Here is a 16,695-nt window from a genome sequence, read left to right as displayed (position 1 = left end):
ATATGGTCTAGGCCAATCTATGTCTCGAAGAGGGAACTGTTGGGATAATGCCCCTCAAGAGTCATTATTTGGTCATCTAAAAGATGAGGTAGACTACCAACCTTGTAAAACCTTAAAAGAACTGAAAGCAAAAATCAATCATTATATGGTTTACTATAACAATTATCGATATCAATGGAATTTAAAAAAGATGACCCCTATTCAATATAGGAATCATCTTCTAGCTGCTTAACCTCTTTTTTTATTGTGTCCTTGACATAGGTGCCAGATTATGCTGAGTCGCCTCTTTTTAATGTCTTCATTTATCCTACGATTGTATTATTACTATTCGTATTTGATGGTTTGATCGTACCAATAAGAAGGACGATGGCCGATACCAAATGTAAGGCCCAGCCCACAAATGGGATCCATCCTAGGACGGATGTGATAATACCAATAATACTCCCAGCTTTTGTTTCATTAGTGTTAGTACTAAAGATCAGCGTAATAATGTGAAGAACGAGCATAATGCCAAGTGGCACATAGGAAAATAATAAAATAACGGATCCACCAAATATAGGAATTGCTAAAATGGCTTCTAAAATACATGTAATAAGACGAAGAATACGCGCTGTTGACCACATATCTTTTTAACCCCCTACTCTTTATCTAATATAAAAGCTTTTTTAGTATAGATAAAAATTTATCTATAATCAAGATGTTTTCGACAAATTTTCCATTATTTTTATTAATATATTCCAATTCGATTTTCAATACATTGAATGGCATTGAAAATAGCTATTGATTTATATCGAAAGTCTGTTATGATTATTATCAAATGTAAAAGGAGCGAGAGAATGCCGCAAATAAAACATATGCATTATCTTTCTTCACCTGTCTTTGAATTATTGGCCGCTGGATTTCGAATGTGTTCCCATGAATCAATGATCGGGACCAGAAAACCGGAGGGCTTAGATCAATGGGTGAGACAAAAGAGGGCCACTCTTTCTGAGACGATGCAGGCTGATTTAGATCTCTTCTTTAATTCAGAGAGTTTTTTTGGCTTAACACTGATTCGAATGGCTTGGGATTATAAAGTATATCATCAAGTTAAAGCTTTTATAGAGAAGTTAACGACCCTGCCAGCTACGACTTTATTTTCCTATTTTTTTAGAACCGGCTACCCTTCTGAACAAGACTATAATATTCAAAATTTTGAAAGCGTTAATGCATATATTGAAGCCAGCACCTTACCAGAAAAGGAAAAATGGAAGCTCACCTATTTATTTTTACATAAAGAGCAAACAAAGCAAAAATGTATTGAGTTATTAAGTACACTCCATTCTCTTTTGGAGGATGAATGGGAGGACCTTTTGCGGCAGCATGAAGCCAGTATCCAGGAGGTCAAGGCCTTAGGAAGTGAGGTCATGGAACTCTTTTCCTTACCCCTCAGTTCAATTGAGTCTGTAAAGGAAGTGGTCTTCGCTCCTTCGGTGTTTTACTGGGATTGTTCATTGAGTTCTGATTCAAAGGACTCTCTTATTTATCTTTATGGTATAAAGCTTCTGAATGTGCAAACGGAGAAGAAGGAAAAGGTCTTAGATGCATTAAAAATATTATCGGATGAGCGGAGAGTCGAGATTATTCGCTTGTTAAATCAGGGACCACTTTATGGGTATGAGCTTGCCAAAAAAATGGATCTTTCTAATTCGACGGTTTCCCATCACCTTTCTTCCTTAGCCTCTATAGGTTTGGTAAAGTCAGTACGGAGAGAAAATCGTGTGTATTTTGAAGTTCAAAAGCAAGAAGTAGAGGAACTTCTTGAGAGAATAAAAAAATTTCTACTGATTAAATGACCGACCTTTAACAAAAGGTCATTCTTTTTTGATCATACATTTTATTTGTATAGAAACACTTATTTAATATATATGAAAAGAGATGAGTGACATGATCATTTTGAAGAATAAAACATTCATGCTTTTACTTGGGGGGCAAGGCATTTCTATATTTGGTGACAGTCTCTATAGTGTGGCCTTAATGTGGTATATCATGGATCAAACGGGTTCTACGCTATCGCTTGGCATGAGTGTTATTTGTATGACCCTCCCTTCCATTCTTTTCATGCCTTGGGCAGGTGTGCTAGCTGATAAGAATATAAAAAAGACGCTTTTATTTGCCTCTGACGGTTTAAATGGTCTATTGATGTGTCTTCTCATGGTCATCACTTTAATTAAAAGTGAGGGAGTCCCCACAGTTGTTATTGATAGCTGTCTGATGTTGACTTCCACTATTAGAGCGTTTTTTTCACCTGCTTTGTCCGCTACAATCCCCTTGATTGTTGAAGAAAAAGACTTAACAAGGGCTAATTCGGCCTTTCAATTTATCCGACAATTCTCTAATATTGCTGGGCCTGCAGTTGGTGGCCTACTGATGGCCTTTCTCTCTATTTCAACGCTCTTCATGATAAATGCTTTCTCCTTTTTTATTGCGGCCGTGTTTTCGTTGTTTATGTCCATTCCGAACCTTGAAGCTCTGACTGTAAAACAGCCTTTTTTCAAACGCTTTGCAGAGGGCATTCATTATACTTTTAGGATGCGGCGCTTGCTTTTTCTTATTCTTGTCGGTGGTGTTATTATTAACTTTTTCTTAGCGCCACTCAATATTTTTACCACATATCTCTGTAACCAGGTGTTAGAGACGGGGGCTCAAGGTTTGGGTTGGGTAGAGGCTTCGATTTCTATTGGCGCTGTTTTAGGAAGTTGCATGATGATGAGTGGGTGGTTTAAAAATCAAATAAGGTTAGCTGTATTTGGACTTTGCCTTGAAGGCATTGCGCTTCTTATTGCGGGAATTTTTATGGAGTATTGGGCTCTTATTCTCTTCGCCAGCCTGTTAGGTTTTGGTGTTTGCCTAGCGAGTGTCGGCATTAGTACAACGTATCAAAAGCTGATCGCCCCTGATAAAATGGGTCGAGTCATGAGCTTTTCATCTATGATTTCTTCTTGCACTGTTCCTGTAGGTATGTTAGCTGGGACTTTTGCAGTAGCCCATTGGGATATGTCTTTCATTTTCTTGATATCAGGCCTTGTTGTCTTTATTTCAGGTTTGGCGCTAGTGATCCCGTTTAAAGGGGAATTTAAATCAAAACAGAAAACAGTGGCATTAGGCAAATAGACGCATAGATAAGCCCCTTAGGAAGAGACTAATTATAAAGGGGTGATCATATGGCAAAAGATGAGCGTTTAAATGAGGAAGCGGCGCGTAATAATACGACACCGCCGTTAGTCTCTACGGAAGCCTTAGAGAGATTAAACGAGTTGAATGAGCGCGAGACACAATTGCCAAAGGCTAAAGAAAACGCTAGGGAAGCGTCAAAGCAAAGCTACATTGCCCCCCGGGGGCGGCGCAGTGATGATAATGATGAGGCTTACCCTAAGTATAGTTAGTCCTTTTAAAAAGTCATTAAATCTCGAATAGAAGAGGCTGTTTTTTTTCATAATAAGACTACCCCATGAGGAAGGTGGTTAAAGCGTGGTTGACCGTGCAGGTACACATTACCCCGTACAAAATGAAAACTCGATTCAGCCTCGGGCGAAAGATGAATTTTCCCCTAAAAGGGCAAATGGAACGATGAAAGACCATCCGATTGAACGGATGTTGATGTCGAATCAACGTGATGATGACGATAAATAATCGGAGGGATTCTCTTGAAAAACTGGAAGCAAAGAAATAAGTTTGCTTTGGAATCTAAAGCCGATGTCTTTCAATCCCCACATGCGAGTTATAAAAACGCTTTCCACCAAGTCAATGGGGAAACGGAAGCGAACCAGCACACGCTGATTACGCAAGTGCAGACAAGAAAACGCGTTCCGTACCAATGATAAAAAGGAAGCCCAATGCGGCTTCCTTTTTATCATGAAGAAAAGATGACCCTATTGCCCTTTTATTCAAAATCAAACTAAGACCTTAGGTTTTACTCTTCTTTATATCCCACTACACGAATTCTTTTATAATCCGCTATCCAAGTACCATTTTTATACATTTCATCTTTTAAATTATTTTCAACATTAGCTACGAGAGCTGCTTTTATATCGTTAGAGGTGTGATCAAACATACTCTTTGCAAACATATCAATCCAGTTTCTTAATCCGTTTTCGCCATCAAGAGGAGTAGGTCTATCAAAATGTTGAGCAAAGGTGACCCTAAATCCAACTTCCTCCATTAGTGTGGAATATTCTCCTATGCTCGGGAAATACCAAGGACATTGTTCTGGTTTATATTCAATACCTAAATCTTTGAGTTGATGAATGATTTCATTGGTTATTTTTTGAACATTGCCTTTACCACCAAACTCCGCAACGAGTCTCCCCCCAGGTTTTAAACTATTATATATGCATTTTAAAGCTAATTCAGGAGGCTTTACCCAGTGGAGCGTAGCATTTGAAAAGACAGCATTAAATTCATTCTGATAATGAAGCTCAGTTGCGTCATTTACTAAGAATTTTATAAAAGGATACTTTTTTTTAGCCTGTTCAACCATATTCTCAGATTTATCAATACCGATAAGATTGACTCCCAGTTTATGTAACCGATGAGCTAGATCTCCTGTCCCACATCCAAGATCAAGAATATGTTCATCTTTCTTTGGTTCTAATAAATCCACTAAGTCATTTCCATACTTTGAAACAAATGCATGTTTTCCATCATATAAGTGGGCATTCCAATGGTCTTTGGTCTTTTGGTCCATATCACGTTCTCCCCTTTGTCAAAGATTAAGCAAATGAAGAAATTCTAGGAGGTATTATTTTAATTATATTTGATTGAATATATAATTAAAAACAACATAAAGGGCAGATATTAATAACGATCCGTTATTATTTTTCATTAACCTATTTAGTTACTCAGTTTGAGTCAAATGAAGTGACCATGTTTATAAAATTTCTCAGGGAATCTATTTTAAAATTTTACAATTACAATAGGGTTTGAAAATAGTAACAATGTTGATAATAATGATAAGGTTGACTTAATGTGAACTCGTTCAAAAAAAAAGAGTGTCATGATGAAACCTTGGACACATACAATCGTATTAGAAGTATGGAATAGATGATGAATGTGAAAGGATGAAGAAATAGATGATGAATCAATCGGTTGTGGGTTCCTCCCATAAACCTTACCCCAAACTATTTGCCGCCCTCTTTCTGGGACTTATTGTAGCGACGGTAGGTTTGTTTACAGGACAGTATGTACCGCCTGCCTTATTTTTACCTTTAGCGATTGTTGAAATCGTTATGATTTTCATGATGATCTTTGCCCGCAAGCGTAAATCCATGGGTTATATGATGATGTTTGCTTTTATGTTTATTTCAGGATTAACCCTTTATCCTGCCATTAGTTATTATGTGAGTGCGATGGGCGCCGATGTTGTTTTACGTGCTGCTGCTATTACTGCGGTTGCCTTTGGCGGGACAGCTCTTTATGCGGTCATTTCCAAAAGGGACTTCCGTTTCATCGGCGGTTTCTTATTTATCTCGGTAATTGCTCTCTTTTTTATGGGGATTTTACAAATCTTTTTCCCTGTTTCTGGGACAGCGGAGCTCATTTATTCGGCTTTTGGTATCTTCATTTTCATTGGCTATACGCTTTATGATTTTAGTCGATTAACCCTTAATGGTTTTACAGATCGAGATATTCCGATGATCGTCGTCAGCATTTATTTGGATATTGTCAACCTCTTTTTGTTCATTCTTCGCTTTATTGGTGTTTTGAATGACGATTAAATCAACAGACAACCGGAACACTCTTAATTCAGAGCGTTTCGGTTTTTCTTTTTTTATCAGAATTTATAAGTTGAGCGCTTATAGGTGTCCTTTTTAGTTGAATACATTTGCTGACACTGCCATTTGTTAGCAAACACTTTTTCAACATCCAAGCGAGGACTGGGCGCTTCTTTGCCAAGTTTTCTTACACTTTAGACTCAAAGTGATAGACGGCGTTAGAATGTTTTTGAATGAGGGCACTAATGCCATTTGGAAAGTAAGGCATTAGTCGATCGGCTTCCTCAAGGCTTTTCCATTCTATGGCTAAGATTTCTTCTGGTCGCTGAATCTCTTGTGTTCCACCTGTGATATTTGCCCACATCGTGATAAATAAAGCATGGGTTTGTTCATCAAGAAAGGTCTCATTAACAGAAAAAACATCGCCAACTTCTACTGCTAGACCGGTTTCTTCTTGAACCTCGCGGGTAACGGCTTCCTCTAAGGTTTCTCCCTTTTCTCGCTCACCACCAGGTAAGCTCCATTCATTATGATTTCCCCGATTATTTTCGACCATCAGAATTTTCTCTTGTTTTTCATCTAAAATAATAGCGTAAGCGACATCGACCCTTATCATATAGACACCTCCAAGTGTGAGTGAAACTTTAAGAAAGATTTATAGCTAAAATTCTAGCTCTAGTATGTCATTTTGAGCAGAAAATCCTTGACGTTTATAATAGTTGATAGATTTTTCACTAGGCCACAGGAATAATAACTCAATCTTATTATCAGTTGCCCACTGTTTTACTCTTTTGAGGAGCTCTGTTCCTATTCCTTTATTTCTATACTCTATTTTCGTATGTACATTTGTAATATAGCCAATCTCTGCAACGAGTTTTTGAGGTTTAGGCACTTTCTGGATACGGCGAATGAAAATGTTGGCAATCAGGTCACCCTTCTCTTCAGCAATCCAATAAGCCCATTGCCTCGTTGCCAAACCCTCCTTTAAAAATGATGTACATTGACGGATAAAGTCATCTTTACTTATAGCAAAAGGCGTTTCTGTCTCTTCGAACTCATGGACCCAACGCAGACCGGCAAGCAGTTCTATATCGGCCTCTGTAGCTAATCTATAATGCATAGGGTGACTCGCTCCTTTCCTAAATAATGTTAAGATTAATAATAGTGAATTTTAAGTATTATAAAGACGGACAGGGGGGCTGTCAATAAGAATGGGGAAAAACGGGTGAAAATGATAAAAAGTATGTCGAAAACAGTTAAAGATTAAGCTATAATAACAAAGATATATTTTGTCCAAACTTTTACATAGAAATGGAAGGAGACCTGTAATGAAACAACATGCTATACAAGTAGACGAACGACCGCCTTTGGCCAAGAGTTTGCCGCTGAGTTTACAGCATCTTTTTGCTATGTTTGGCTCGACAGTCCTTGTACCGATTTTATTCCATGTCGATCCTGCAACGATTTTATTAATGAACGGCATTGGAACGCTTTTATATCTTTTTATTACCAAAGGGAAGATCCCAGCGTATTTAGGTTCTAGTTTTGCTTTTATCTCACCCGTGACGTATGTGTTAGGGGGGGAAGGGTACTCAGCGGCACTGGGAGGCTTTATTGCTGTAGGGATTCTTTTTGTTATTATTGCTATCATTATTCGATATGCTGGGATCGGCTGGATAAATGTCATTTTCCCACCAGCAGCAATGGGCGCAATTGTGGCGGTTATTGGTCTGGAACTTGTTCCAACTGCAGCGCAGATGGCAGGGATGATTTCCGATGGAACAACTACCAATTGGCACCCTGATATGACCAGCATTACAGTTTCTGTCTTGACGCTCATTATTACAGTTATCGGCTGGGTGATGTTCCGAGGATTCTTGAAGATTATTCCGATTCTTGTTGGGATTGTTGTGGGTTACATTATTGCAGGTATTGCGGGTATTGTTGACTTCTCTGGAGTCAAAGAAGCCGCATGGTTTTCCTTCCCTCATTTTTATACTCCTGAATTTGATATCGGGAGCATTATGGTGATCTTACCCGCGGCCTTTGTTGTTCTCGCCGAGCATATCGGACATTTGGTGGTGACAGGAAATATTGTGGAAAAAGAGTTAACAAAGGATCCAGGTCTCGGACGATCCGTCTTAGGAAACGGGATATCAACGATTCTGTCTGGTTTTGTAGGTTCAACGCCAAATACAACCTATGGTGAAAATATTGGGGTCTTGGCGATTACTCGTGTGTACTCCACTTGGGTCATCGGGGGTGCGGCGATTTTTGCCATTCTCTTATCCTTTGTCGGTAAATTAGCCGCTCTTATTTCTGCAATTCCAAGTCCGGTTATGGGTGGGGTGTCCTTACTGTTATATGGTGTTATCGCTGTTTCGGGATTACGGATGTTGGTAGAAGCGAAGATCGACTATAGTCGGTCACAAAATCTCATCTTAACCTGTATCGTCCTTGTGATAGGGCTTAGTGGTGCCACGCTTAACATCAAAGCTTGGAATCTTTCGCTCTCTGGTATGGGTCTGGCCACGATTGTAGCGATTGTCTTGAGTTTATTCTTTAAAATAATTAATGTCCTTCGAATAGCAAATGAACCTGAAGAATAGAAGGTCATGATACGGAAAGAGGCGATGAGCCTCTTTTTTTTTGATCAGAAAGCATAAAGTTCTGGCTATCAGGATGAGGTGGGTTTCCGTTGTTAAAAACTTTTTCTCTCCTTATAAGGACCTGGCATGCCTCTCGCCTTGTTCTTCTTACTTTTTAGTTCAACCCATCTTTTTATTTAGATTTTATTAAATATTCTATATACTAGAGGTGAGAGAGGAGAAGAAGCTGTGAAGCACTCATCACTATTGATAAAAATAGGAGTTGTAGTGATTGTACTCCTTCTTTTTATTGGCTATTTGAAGTATCAAGACTATCAAAAGGATCATTTTGTAGTGGATAAAAAGAGCTTTAATGTCAAAACATCTTTTTCTGCCGTCATGCAAGAGGATTATGATAAAATTCCGACGTTAAAAAATGCTGATCGCTATCATATTGTTGAAACCGTTAATAAAGATATCCCTATTGTTAAGATGCAACGAGATCTCCGTATCGAAAAGGTCTGGCTGGTAGCAGGGCGAGTATACATATTAACCAGTTTTAAACTTTTAAAGACAGATCGATCGCTTGAAGACGTTCCAAAGCTCACGATTCATAAATTCATTTTTCATCGAAAAAATGGACCAGACTTCACTTATGATATTGGGAAAAGTGAGATTAATGCTGATGGGGTTTCTCCATTAAAGTTAACACAGAGGACATTTGATCATCGCGTCTATCAAAGTCAGGTGCTTCCTTTCGAATTTAATGGGACTGATAAGGAAAAAGATGCCATTAAGAAGGCTGATCTCAATGCTATTTATAAGCTTACACTTGCCGGCATGCAGCTCATAACGAATCAAAAGGGAGAGGCTAAAAAGACTGCTATTAAAGATATTACTGTGCCCGCTCAGTTTAATTTTGAAAAGTATCTTATAGATACCCTTGCACTTAATAAAAAGTTAACGATTGATGATGTGACTCTCACCTTTAAAAGTTATCGTCAATATTATGATCATGGTGAGCTCAACTATAAGGTTGAGAATCCTGGTCATATGGTAAAGTTGGACGCAACGACTCAATTTGATGGGAAAATCCCTGAACCCATCGATGAAAATAGTAAAAATATTGTTTTTGGCGAATTTAATTTAACACATGGTACTGCAGGAGAATTTGATATTTATAATCCTGATTTTAAAACGATGACCATCCAGCCTACAGGCTATGTGACAAAAGAGGATCAAACCATAACATTTAAAGTGACACAAAAGCAAATGGAATCTCTTTCTCAAGAGGATAAGGGTGAAATACAAGTAGGGACATTCACTCATGGGAAGATTTACATTGGAAAACCTGCAAACACGCATAGAGAAGGGAATTTTTATATCAGATTCAAACAAGACCGGCATTCTCCGCAATTAAGTGAACTCCGTTTTGTCAATGCGACAAATCTTCCGACTCAAAACATTAAAGACGAGGAAGTAAAACAGATGTACGGAGAACTAACGCCGATTAAAGTGACAAACAATAAAGGGAAAACTATAATGTCATTAGAGAATGAAGGGATAGAGACTCTTGGCGATGGAAGAAAGGTTTATGACTTTTCTGTTGATCCGGATGAATGGCATGGCTCTAAAGCCTTTCAATTTACAATACAAGGTCTCATGTATCAGGAAAAAATAAAAATAAATCCTATAACCATCTCACTAAAAGAATAGAGGATTACACGATGCATCATGAATATTATATGAAAGCGGCATTAGCAGAAGCAGATAAGGCTGAAGCTTTATTTGAAGTGCCGATTGGAGCGGTGATTGTAAAAGAAGGTGAAATTATTGCCCGAGCCTATAATTTACGAGAAACTTCACAACAGCCCATGGCTCACGCTGAATGTTTAGCGATAGAAAAGGCAAGTACCGAATTAGGGACATGGCGGTTATCCGGCTGTACATTGTATGTTACGCTTGAGCCTTGTCCAATGTGCGCGGGGGCTATTTTACAATCGAGAATAGAGACGGTTGTTTACGGTGCAGCCGATCCAAAAGCAGGCTGCGCAGGTACACTCATGAATCTTCTCGAGGATTCACGGTTTAATCACCAGACGAAAGTGATCTCCGGAATATTAGCAGAAACTTGTGGGAGTCGTTTAACCCATTTCTTTAGGAAGCTGAGGCAAAAATAAAAGAAAGTGTATCCCGTTGATAACCCGGGCCTTTTATGTTAAAATTTATTTTGTCTTAATTTGGAGGCGTACCCAAGTCCGGCTGAAGGGGGCTGACTCGAAATCAGCTAGGGCGTCTTATTGGCGTCGCGGGGGTTCGAATCCCTTCGCCTCCTCCATATTAATATAAAAAATAGATTGTAAGAAACGTTGACATTGTGTTAATGAGTTTAAGTAAAAATACATAGAAGAAATGCTAAAACCTTTCTAGGCTAAAACTAGGGAGGTTTTTTAGATTCTATATGAGTGGAATAATCACAAAAATAGTCCGTGAATTCAAACTAGTATGTATGTTAAGATGAAAGACGACTTTAAAAGGAGCTCTTGAGGAGAGAAGGAGGAGTATGGAAGAAAAGAAAAAGCAGCATTATTATTATATTATTACTGGCCGTATAGGGGTTTTATTAATATTCGTTTCTGGCATAAGGTATATTATTATTTCAGACGATGTCATTGGACGTGGACTGATGACGTTCGGGCTTTTATTTGTCCTTAGTTATTTTAAATTCATGGACTCAAAACTCCTTACATACAAAGAAAAACGTATTGTTGATTGGATTTTTTATATTTTGCTCCTTGTTATTTTTATCGTAAGTTTATTATTTGTTTTGTATAAGCACAGCTCGTCGGGATTTATCCTGTATAATGTCGATTTAAACAGAGAATGATTAGGAGGAAATGAAAAAAGTAGATTGGAGTCAATAGCTGTGGTTAGAGAGAACAATAATCTAGATCGTTCATTTCCTTCTGACTATAAGAACTATAATCTATGGTCCGGTTTTCTATTCGGATTAGGTCTGGTAGCTTTTATTGATGAGACGCTTTTTCACCAACTTCTCCATTGGCATCATTTCTATGATAAAAGGACATTAGACATCGGGTTGGTAGCGGACGGTTTATTCCATGCCTTTAGTTGGTTTGCGACTATAGGGGGATTATTCCTTCTTGCTGATCTCAAACGTAAAAAGTCCTTTTGGTTAAAAAGATGGTGGGGTGGGGTGACGCTTGGAGGCGGCGGATTCCAGTTGTATGACGGCATCATACAACACAAATTAATGAGAATCCATCAGATCCGCTATGTGGAAAATGTTATTTTTTACGATTGGGTCTGGAATACCATCGCCAGTGTTATGATTATCATTGGTCTTGTCCTGGTGATCAGAACACGAAAAGAGTCACAACAATTCAGAGGTGACCCCTCCAATGCATAATGAAAACCTTCATCATGGTTTGGAAGGGCTCTCTGATAGTATCCTACTTGTCACATTTATCTTATTATTGATTTTATATGTCCTTGCTGCTTCTATATCAAATCGTGATTTCAAACGCTGGTCGTTATCTCGTATGAGTTTTTGGTTCTTAGGGGTTTTCTGCCTAACAATGGGGGGTGTAGGCCCAATAGCGCACCTGGCTCATAAAGATTTTACAGCACATATGTTGGGACATTTGCTTGTAGGCATGCTTGCTCCCCTTTTCATTGTACTCTCTGCCCCAATGACTCTGGTTCTAAGAATACTTCCTGTAAAAACAGCAAGGCGGCTTTCTAGGTTTCTCAGAAGTTGGCCACTCGGCCTCCTTACTGATCCCTTTTTTACCTCTTTACTGAATGTTGGCGGGTTATGGTTTCTTTATACGACAGGATTTTATTCTTTAATGTACCAAAGTATATTACTTCACATTTTTATTCATTTACATATTTTCATTTCAGGCTATCTATTTACCGCATCTATAATTTATATTGATCCAACATCACATAGACGTTCCTTTATGTATCGTGCGATCGCGTGTCTCATTGCTTTAAGTGGTCATGAGGTCCTTTCAAAATATATTTATATTCACCCACCTGTGGGCGTGGCGACAGCAGAGGCGGAAATGGGAGGAATGCTCATGTATTATGGTGGGGATGTCATTGATGTTATCCTGATATTCATTCTCTGCTTGCAGTGGTATAATGCCTCTAAATCAAAAGGAAGAGTCAATCAACCAGTCAATGCATCAAGTGGTTTATCAACAGATTGAGTTACAATTAAAAGTAACGATAAACTAATGTGCTATTTCATGTACTTCTTGAAGATGGCTCAAAAGCACTGGAAGGATGAGGCAGCCGACTCACATTGACAGTTTGCCTTATTTTCGTTACAATGAGTTATGTCGTGCTAAGCGGGGAGGTAGCGGTGCCCTGTACTCGCAATCCGCTATAGCGAGGCCGAAGCCCTTCTAGAGGTTCTGATGTTGTGGGGTCTGCCTTAAGTAAGTAGTGTTGACATTCGGGTCCCGCGCAACGGAAACTCATGAACCCTGTCAGGTCCGGAAGGAAGCAGCAGTAAGTGAGACCTTTCGTGTGCCGTGGGGTTGCCTGGATCGAGCCAACTGCTTAAGAAGCGCTCATGATGTCAGGATCGACGGAAGGTGCACGACATACATATATAGAGATCAAACACTAGTTGAAACTGGTGTTTTTTTGTTTATAATGAGCATGAATTAAATTAAGTTTTTACTCTTCACTTTCACTTCAATGTTTGAACAGGTATAATTAATAGAGAATAACAAAAACGCTTATGGGTTGTGATTGCATGAGTTACCAAGCGCTTTACCGTGTTTGGCGCCCTCAACAGTTTAAAGATATGGCAGGACAGGAACATATTACCCAAACCTTGCAGAATGCCTTAATGAAAGAAAAGTTTTCTCATGCTTATCTTTTTAGTGGCCCAAGAGGAACGGGAAAGACAACAATAGCTAAAATCATTGCAAAAGCGATTAATTGTGAACACGCACCCGTCAAAGAACCTTGTAATGAATGTTCTACATGTATTGGGATTACTAACGGCAGTATTTCTGACGTGATTGAAATCGATGCAGCTTCAAATAACGGTGTCGATGAAATTCGCGAGATTCGTGATAATGTTAAATATGCTCCAAGTGCTGCCCGGTATAAAGTCTACATTATAGATGAAGTGCATATGCTGTCACAAGGAGCCTTTAATGCTTTGTTAAAAACATTAGAAGAGCCTCCACAACATGTCATCTTTATTTTAGCTACGACAGAACCCCATAAGATTCCTTTAACGATTGTCTCAAGGTGCCAACGTTTTGATTTTAAAAGAATTTCAAATGACTCCATAATTAAAAGACTCAAGTACATTATTCAGCAAGAAGCGATTCCAGTTGATGACGATGCCCTTATGCTCGTGGCTAGAGCAAGTGAGGGAGGCATGCGAGATGCACTTAGTATCCTTGATCAGGCTTCAGCTTATGGTGGAGATGAGGTAAAGGCTGAGGATGTTCTTGAAGTAACAGGGATGGCTTCAGAAGAAACTCTGTCTAAACTTTTAGGGGCTCTCTTAAACCAAGAAATCACCGAGGCCATTCAATTAATTAATGACCTCATTGAACGCGGGAAAGACCCAGGGAAATTCATTGAGGATCTCATTTTTTATTGCCGTGATCTTTTATTATATAAATCCTCACCTCAATTGGAGGAACTAGCAGATCGCTCTCGTTTAGATGATCATTTTGTAGACCTCGCAAATAAGGTGCCTATTGAGACCTTATATCAATATATCCAGCAACTCAGCCAGACCCAACAAGAGATGAAATGGACGAGTCATCCAAAGGTGTTTCTTGAAGTGGCCATGGTTAAACTCTCTCGTCTTAGTCTTGGTAAAGAAAAGGGGGCTGGGCACACAGAGTCTTCTGAACAAATGAATGAACTGGTTCATAGGATTGAGAAAATAGAGGAACGATTGAAAACGATCGCTAATGTTCCCCAATCCCAGGCAATAGTTGAGCAACAACCATCAGAGGCTGGAAAGAGGCGTAGGTCTTCGGCGGGTGGTAAGCCATTAACTCTGCCTCTAAATGCCATGAAACATGTTTTGAAGGATGCCACAAAGTCTGATCTGAAATCATTAAGAGCTTCCTGGGCAGATGTCATGGAGAGAGTGCGTCAGACGCATGTTGCAGCTCATGCTTGGTTATTAGAAAGTAAGCCAGTTGCAAGCTCCAATGATGCATTTTTACAAGCTTTCAAGTATGATTTTCATTGTCAGATGGTATTAGAAAATAAAAGCAATGTATTACAAATGGTTGAAGATATCCTCAGCGAGGTTGTCGGTACTCGAAAAAAAATGTATCCTATTCCAATAAAGGCATGGGAAGAACTACGAGAAGAGTTTATTAAAGAGAAGGAAACAACAGATGAGCCCTCAACTTCCGAGGAAGATGGAAAAATTGAGGAGGAAAATCCGCTAATTACTGAAGCTGAGAAATTAGTGGGACCTGATTTGTTGGAAATAAAGGATTAAAAATAAGGAGGAAACAAGATGAAGGGCAATATGAATAACATGATGAAGCAAATGCAAAAAATGCAGAAAAAAATGATGCAGGCACAAGAGGAACTTAAGGATGAATTTGTAGAAGGAACTGCTGGTGGCGGCGTTGTGACCGTAAAATGTAACGGTCATAAAGAAGTGACTGAAGTGCTGATCAAAGAAGAGGCTGTTGATCCAGATGATGTAGATATGCTTCAAGACCTTGTTTTGGCAGCTGTTAATGAGGCACTTAAGAAAGCGGATGAATTAACAAATTCACGCATGGGTCAGTTCACCAAAGGAATGAATTTACCTTTCTAAGGAGGAACTTTCCATGCAGTATCCTGAACCTATAGCTAAATTGATAGATAGCTTTATGAAATTGCCAGGCATTGGGCCGAAAACAGCGGTTCGACTGGCTTTTTTCGTTATAGATATGAAAGATGACGACGTTATGGACTTTGGTCGAGCATTGGTTAATGTTAAACGCCAACTCGTCTATTGCTCGGAGTGTCAAAATATCAGTGATCGCGACCCTTGTTATATTTGTGATGACTCTTCCCGGGATCGAACGACGATTTGTGTAGTTCAAGAGCCCAAAGATGTCATTGCGATGGAAAAGATGAAGGATTATCGGGGATTATACCATGTTCTTCATGGTTCAATTTCTCCTGTTGATGGCATTGGCCCTGAAGATATAAAGGTGGCTGAACTTATAAAACGGCTTCAAGATGAACAGGTTCAAGAGGTTATTCTAGCCACAAACCCTACTATTGAGGGCGAAGCAACAGCAATGTATATTTCCCGTTTAATCAAGCCTGCTGGGGTGAAAACCTCTCGAATCGCCCATGGCTTGCCTGTAGGTGGCGACCTAGAATATGCCGATGAAGTGACGCTGTCTAAGGCTCTCGAAGGTCGACGTGAACTTTAGTTTATAAATAATTTTGGCCTGTCCATTACACACTATAAACATCTTTAAGGGTTACACTAAGGTTGTGTAAAAAAGGAGAGATCCGTGATGTTTCATCGGAAAGAAAAGTTACGTAAAGAACTTGATGAAAATCTTATTCGTGTTCTCACAGATTGTAAAAATCAATGGCTCAATCAAAAACGGATTATCGAGGGGAGTATCGAACCCTCTGAGGAAGTACTTTCCCAATTGCGACTAGCAGAGGCAAAATACCTTTTCTTATTAAAAGAAGCACGATATAAAAACTCAGTCTTCCCAGCCAAAAAATGAGTTCTAAATAATACAAGCCCCTCATAGGTTAAAGTATAAAAGCCTAAGGGGGGTTTTTGTTGAATCCAGTTATCATTGTTTCAATTATCGTAGGTGTTATTGTCCTTTTATTATTATTCGGGACATCATTTAAACCGATACGTTTTATAGGACAAGCGTGTATTAAACTTGTAATCGGTGCTCTTTTCCTATTTCTTTTAAATACATTTGGAAGTGCATTGAGTATCCATATACCTATCAATACAATAACCACCGTTATTTCTGGATTTTTAGGAATACCGGGTGTTGCAGCCATGGTTATTATTAAATATGTTATTGTTTCTTAGATTATGGTTTAAATTGGAAGGGAATAACACTTGAAAAACTGTCGATTTCTGTTATAATTTAATTTATCGCGTTAACATAGAGATTGATTTCAACTCATCGACAACTTATCTTGTTAAAAAACATTTTAAAAAGATGTTGACATTGAATGGTATAAGAGTTATACTTAATGAGTTGCTGTTAAAAGCGAAATGTAAAAATTGTTCCTTTAAAACTGAACAAAAGCCAAGCGCAAAAAGAGAAATCTTTTAAATGACGCCA

Annotated in this window: 22 protein-coding genes, 1 tRNA gene and 1 other RNA gene; 20 read left to right on the top strand and 4 right to left on the bottom strand. The window is 38.8% G+C overall.

What is annotated here, in order from left to right; translation table 11 throughout:
- Nucleotides 1–232, top strand: a 232-nt coding sequence (locus IEV91_RS20890; protein WP_188499360.1) for an IS3 family transposase, incomplete at its 5' end; no start/stop codon positions are given.
- A 70-nt stretch (nucleotides 233–302) separates the two neighbouring features.
- Here the strand turns inward: IEV91_RS20890 and IEV91_RS20885 are convergent.
- Complete coding sequence (locus IEV91_RS20885) at nucleotides 303–623, bottom strand: hypothetical protein (RefSeq protein ID WP_188499359.1); 321 nt, start codon at nucleotides 621–623, stop codon at nucleotides 303–305.
- Between the two features lie 213 nt (nucleotides 624–836).
- On the opposite strand from IEV91_RS20885, the gene IEV91_RS20880 reads away from it, so the two are divergent.
- The 5 genes from IEV91_RS20880 (at nucleotide 837) to IEV91_RS20860 (ending at nucleotide 3,860) form a co-directional block, all read left to right on the top strand.
- Nucleotides 837–1,835, top strand: a complete 999-nt coding sequence (locus IEV91_RS20880; protein ID WP_188499358.1) for an ArsR/SmtB family transcription factor — start codon at nucleotides 837–839, stop codon at nucleotides 1,833–1,835.
- A gap of 91 nt (nucleotides 1,836–1,926) precedes the next feature.
- On the top strand, nucleotides 1,927–3,153 hold the full coding sequence (locus IEV91_RS20875) for an MFS transporter (protein ID WP_188499357.1): 1,227 nt from the start codon (nucleotides 1,927–1,929) through the stop codon (nucleotides 3,151–3,153).
- Between the two features lie 50 nt (nucleotides 3,154–3,203).
- A complete protein-coding gene (locus tag IEV91_RS20870; protein ID WP_188499356.1) occupies nucleotides 3,204–3,425 on the top strand; it encodes a hypothetical protein in 222 nt (73 codons plus the stop codon).
- Nucleotides 3,426–3,510: 85 nt separating this feature from the next.
- Nucleotides 3,511–3,672, top strand: a complete 162-nt coding sequence (gene sspK, locus IEV91_RS20865; RefSeq protein WP_188499355.1) for a small acid-soluble spore protein K — start codon at nucleotides 3,511–3,513, stop codon at nucleotides 3,670–3,672.
- A 14-nt stretch (nucleotides 3,673–3,686) separates the two neighbouring features.
- Complete coding sequence (locus tag IEV91_RS20860) at nucleotides 3,687–3,860, top strand: YpzG family protein (RefSeq protein ID WP_229745682.1); 174 nt, start codon at nucleotides 3,687–3,689, stop codon at nucleotides 3,858–3,860.
- A 92-nt stretch (nucleotides 3,861–3,952) separates the two neighbouring features.
- Here IEV91_RS20860 and IEV91_RS20855 read toward each other — a convergent pair whose 3' ends face one another.
- Nucleotides 3,953–4,726 (bottom strand): class I SAM-dependent methyltransferase, encoded by a 774-nt coding sequence (locus IEV91_RS20855; protein ID WP_188499354.1) that lies wholly within the window; start codon nucleotides 4,724–4,726, stop codon nucleotides 3,953–3,955.
- A gap of 388 nt (nucleotides 4,727–5,114) precedes the next feature.
- On the opposite strand from IEV91_RS20855, the gene IEV91_RS20850 reads away from it, so the two are divergent.
- A complete protein-coding gene (locus IEV91_RS20850) occupies nucleotides 5,115–5,756 on the top strand; it encodes a Bax inhibitor-1/YccA family protein (protein ID WP_188499362.1) in 642 nt (213 codons plus the stop codon).
- A gap of 184 nt (nucleotides 5,757–5,940) precedes the next feature.
- Here IEV91_RS20850 and IEV91_RS20845 read toward each other — a convergent pair whose 3' ends face one another.
- Together IEV91_RS20845 and IEV91_RS20840 are read right to left on the bottom strand one after the other, a co-directional pair.
- Nucleotides 5,941–6,369: an NUDIX hydrolase gene (locus IEV91_RS20845; protein ID WP_188499353.1), complete on the bottom strand. Its 429-nt coding sequence runs from the start codon at nucleotides 6,367–6,369 to the stop codon at nucleotides 5,941–5,943.
- Between the two features lie 45 nt (nucleotides 6,370–6,414).
- Entirely contained in the window at nucleotides 6,415–6,873 is a 459-nt protein-coding gene (locus IEV91_RS20840; protein ID WP_188499352.1) for a GNAT family N-acetyltransferase, read from the bottom strand.
- Nucleotides 6,874–7,081: 208 nt separating this feature from the next.
- On the opposite strand from IEV91_RS20840, the gene uraA reads away from it, so the two are divergent.
- The 13 genes from uraA (at nucleotide 7,082) to IEV91_RS20775 (ending at nucleotide 16,436) form a co-directional block, all read left to right on the top strand.
- The gene (uraA, locus tag IEV91_RS20835) at nucleotides 7,082–8,362 is read left to right on the top strand and encodes a uracil permease (RefSeq protein ID WP_188499351.1); all 1,281 of its coding nucleotides are present in this window, start codon (nucleotides 7,082–7,084) and stop codon (nucleotides 8,360–8,362) included.
- Between the two features lie 228 nt (nucleotides 8,363–8,590).
- The gene (locus tag IEV91_RS20830) at nucleotides 8,591–10,057 is read left to right on the top strand and encodes a hypothetical protein (protein WP_188499350.1); all 1,467 of its coding nucleotides are present in this window, start codon (nucleotides 8,591–8,593) and stop codon (nucleotides 10,055–10,057) included.
- A gap of 11 nt (nucleotides 10,058–10,068) precedes the next feature.
- Nucleotides 10,069–10,521, top strand: coding sequence for a tRNA adenosine(34) deaminase TadA (tadA, locus tag IEV91_RS20825; protein WP_188499349.1), 453 nt, complete (start codon nucleotides 10,069–10,071; stop codon nucleotides 10,519–10,521).
- Nucleotides 10,522–10,583: 62 nt separating this feature from the next.
- Nucleotides 10,584–10,679: transfer RNA gene (locus IEV91_RS20820), tRNA-Ser, on the top strand.
- Nucleotides 10,680–10,904: 225 nt separating this feature from the next.
- Nucleotides 10,905–11,228, top strand: coding sequence for a hypothetical protein (locus IEV91_RS20815; RefSeq protein ID WP_188499348.1), 324 nt, complete (start codon nucleotides 10,905–10,907; stop codon nucleotides 11,226–11,228).
- 39 nt (nucleotides 11,229–11,267) lie between these two features.
- Nucleotides 11,268–11,771 carry a DUF2243 domain-containing protein gene (locus IEV91_RS20810; RefSeq protein WP_188499347.1) on the top strand — a complete coding sequence of 168 codons (504 nt, stop codon included), beginning with the start codon at nucleotides 11,268–11,270 and terminating at the stop codon, nucleotides 11,769–11,771.
- Nucleotides 11,764–12,579: a cytochrome c oxidase assembly protein gene (locus IEV91_RS20805; RefSeq protein WP_188499346.1), complete on the top strand. Its 816-nt coding sequence runs from the start codon at nucleotides 11,764–11,766 to the stop codon at nucleotides 12,577–12,579. The genes IEV91_RS20810 and IEV91_RS20805 overlap by 8 nt, the downstream gene beginning before the upstream one ends.
- Nucleotides 12,580–12,711: 132 nt before the next feature.
- An RNA gene (ffs, locus tag IEV91_RS20800) (signal recognition particle sRNA large type) lies at nucleotides 12,712–12,977 on the top strand.
- A gap of 156 nt (nucleotides 12,978–13,133) precedes the next feature.
- The gene (gene dnaX, locus IEV91_RS20795) at nucleotides 13,134–14,864 is read left to right on the top strand and encodes a DNA polymerase III subunit gamma/tau (protein ID WP_188499345.1); all 1,731 of its coding nucleotides are present in this window, start codon (nucleotides 13,134–13,136) and stop codon (nucleotides 14,862–14,864) included.
- Between the two features lie 18 nt (nucleotides 14,865–14,882).
- On the top strand, nucleotides 14,883–15,191 hold the full coding sequence (locus IEV91_RS20790; RefSeq protein ID WP_188499344.1) for a YbaB/EbfC family nucleoid-associated protein: 309 nt from the start codon (nucleotides 14,883–14,885) through the stop codon (nucleotides 15,189–15,191).
- A gap of 13 nt (nucleotides 15,192–15,204) precedes the next feature.
- On the top strand, nucleotides 15,205–15,801 hold the full coding sequence (gene recR, locus IEV91_RS20785) for a recombination mediator RecR (RefSeq protein ID WP_188499343.1): 597 nt from the start codon (nucleotides 15,205–15,207) through the stop codon (nucleotides 15,799–15,801).
- An 87-nt stretch (nucleotides 15,802–15,888) separates the two neighbouring features.
- Nucleotides 15,889–16,110, top strand: coding sequence for a YaaL family protein (locus tag IEV91_RS20780; protein ID WP_239541461.1), 222 nt, complete (start codon nucleotides 15,889–15,891; stop codon nucleotides 16,108–16,110).
- 59 nt (nucleotides 16,111–16,169) lie between these two features.
- Nucleotides 16,170–16,436 (top strand): pro-sigmaK processing inhibitor BofA family protein, encoded by a 267-nt coding sequence (locus IEV91_RS20775; protein WP_188499361.1) that lies wholly within the window; start codon nucleotides 16,170–16,172, stop codon nucleotides 16,434–16,436.
- Nucleotides 16,437–16,695: the final 259 nt, after the last annotated feature.

The sequence above is a fragment of the Pullulanibacillus pueri genome, from assembly GCF_014639255.1.
GTDB lineage: Bacteria > Bacillota > Bacilli > Bacillales > Sporolactobacillaceae > Pullulanibacillus > Pullulanibacillus pueri.
This window is presented reverse-complemented; position numbering and strand designations above follow the sequence as displayed.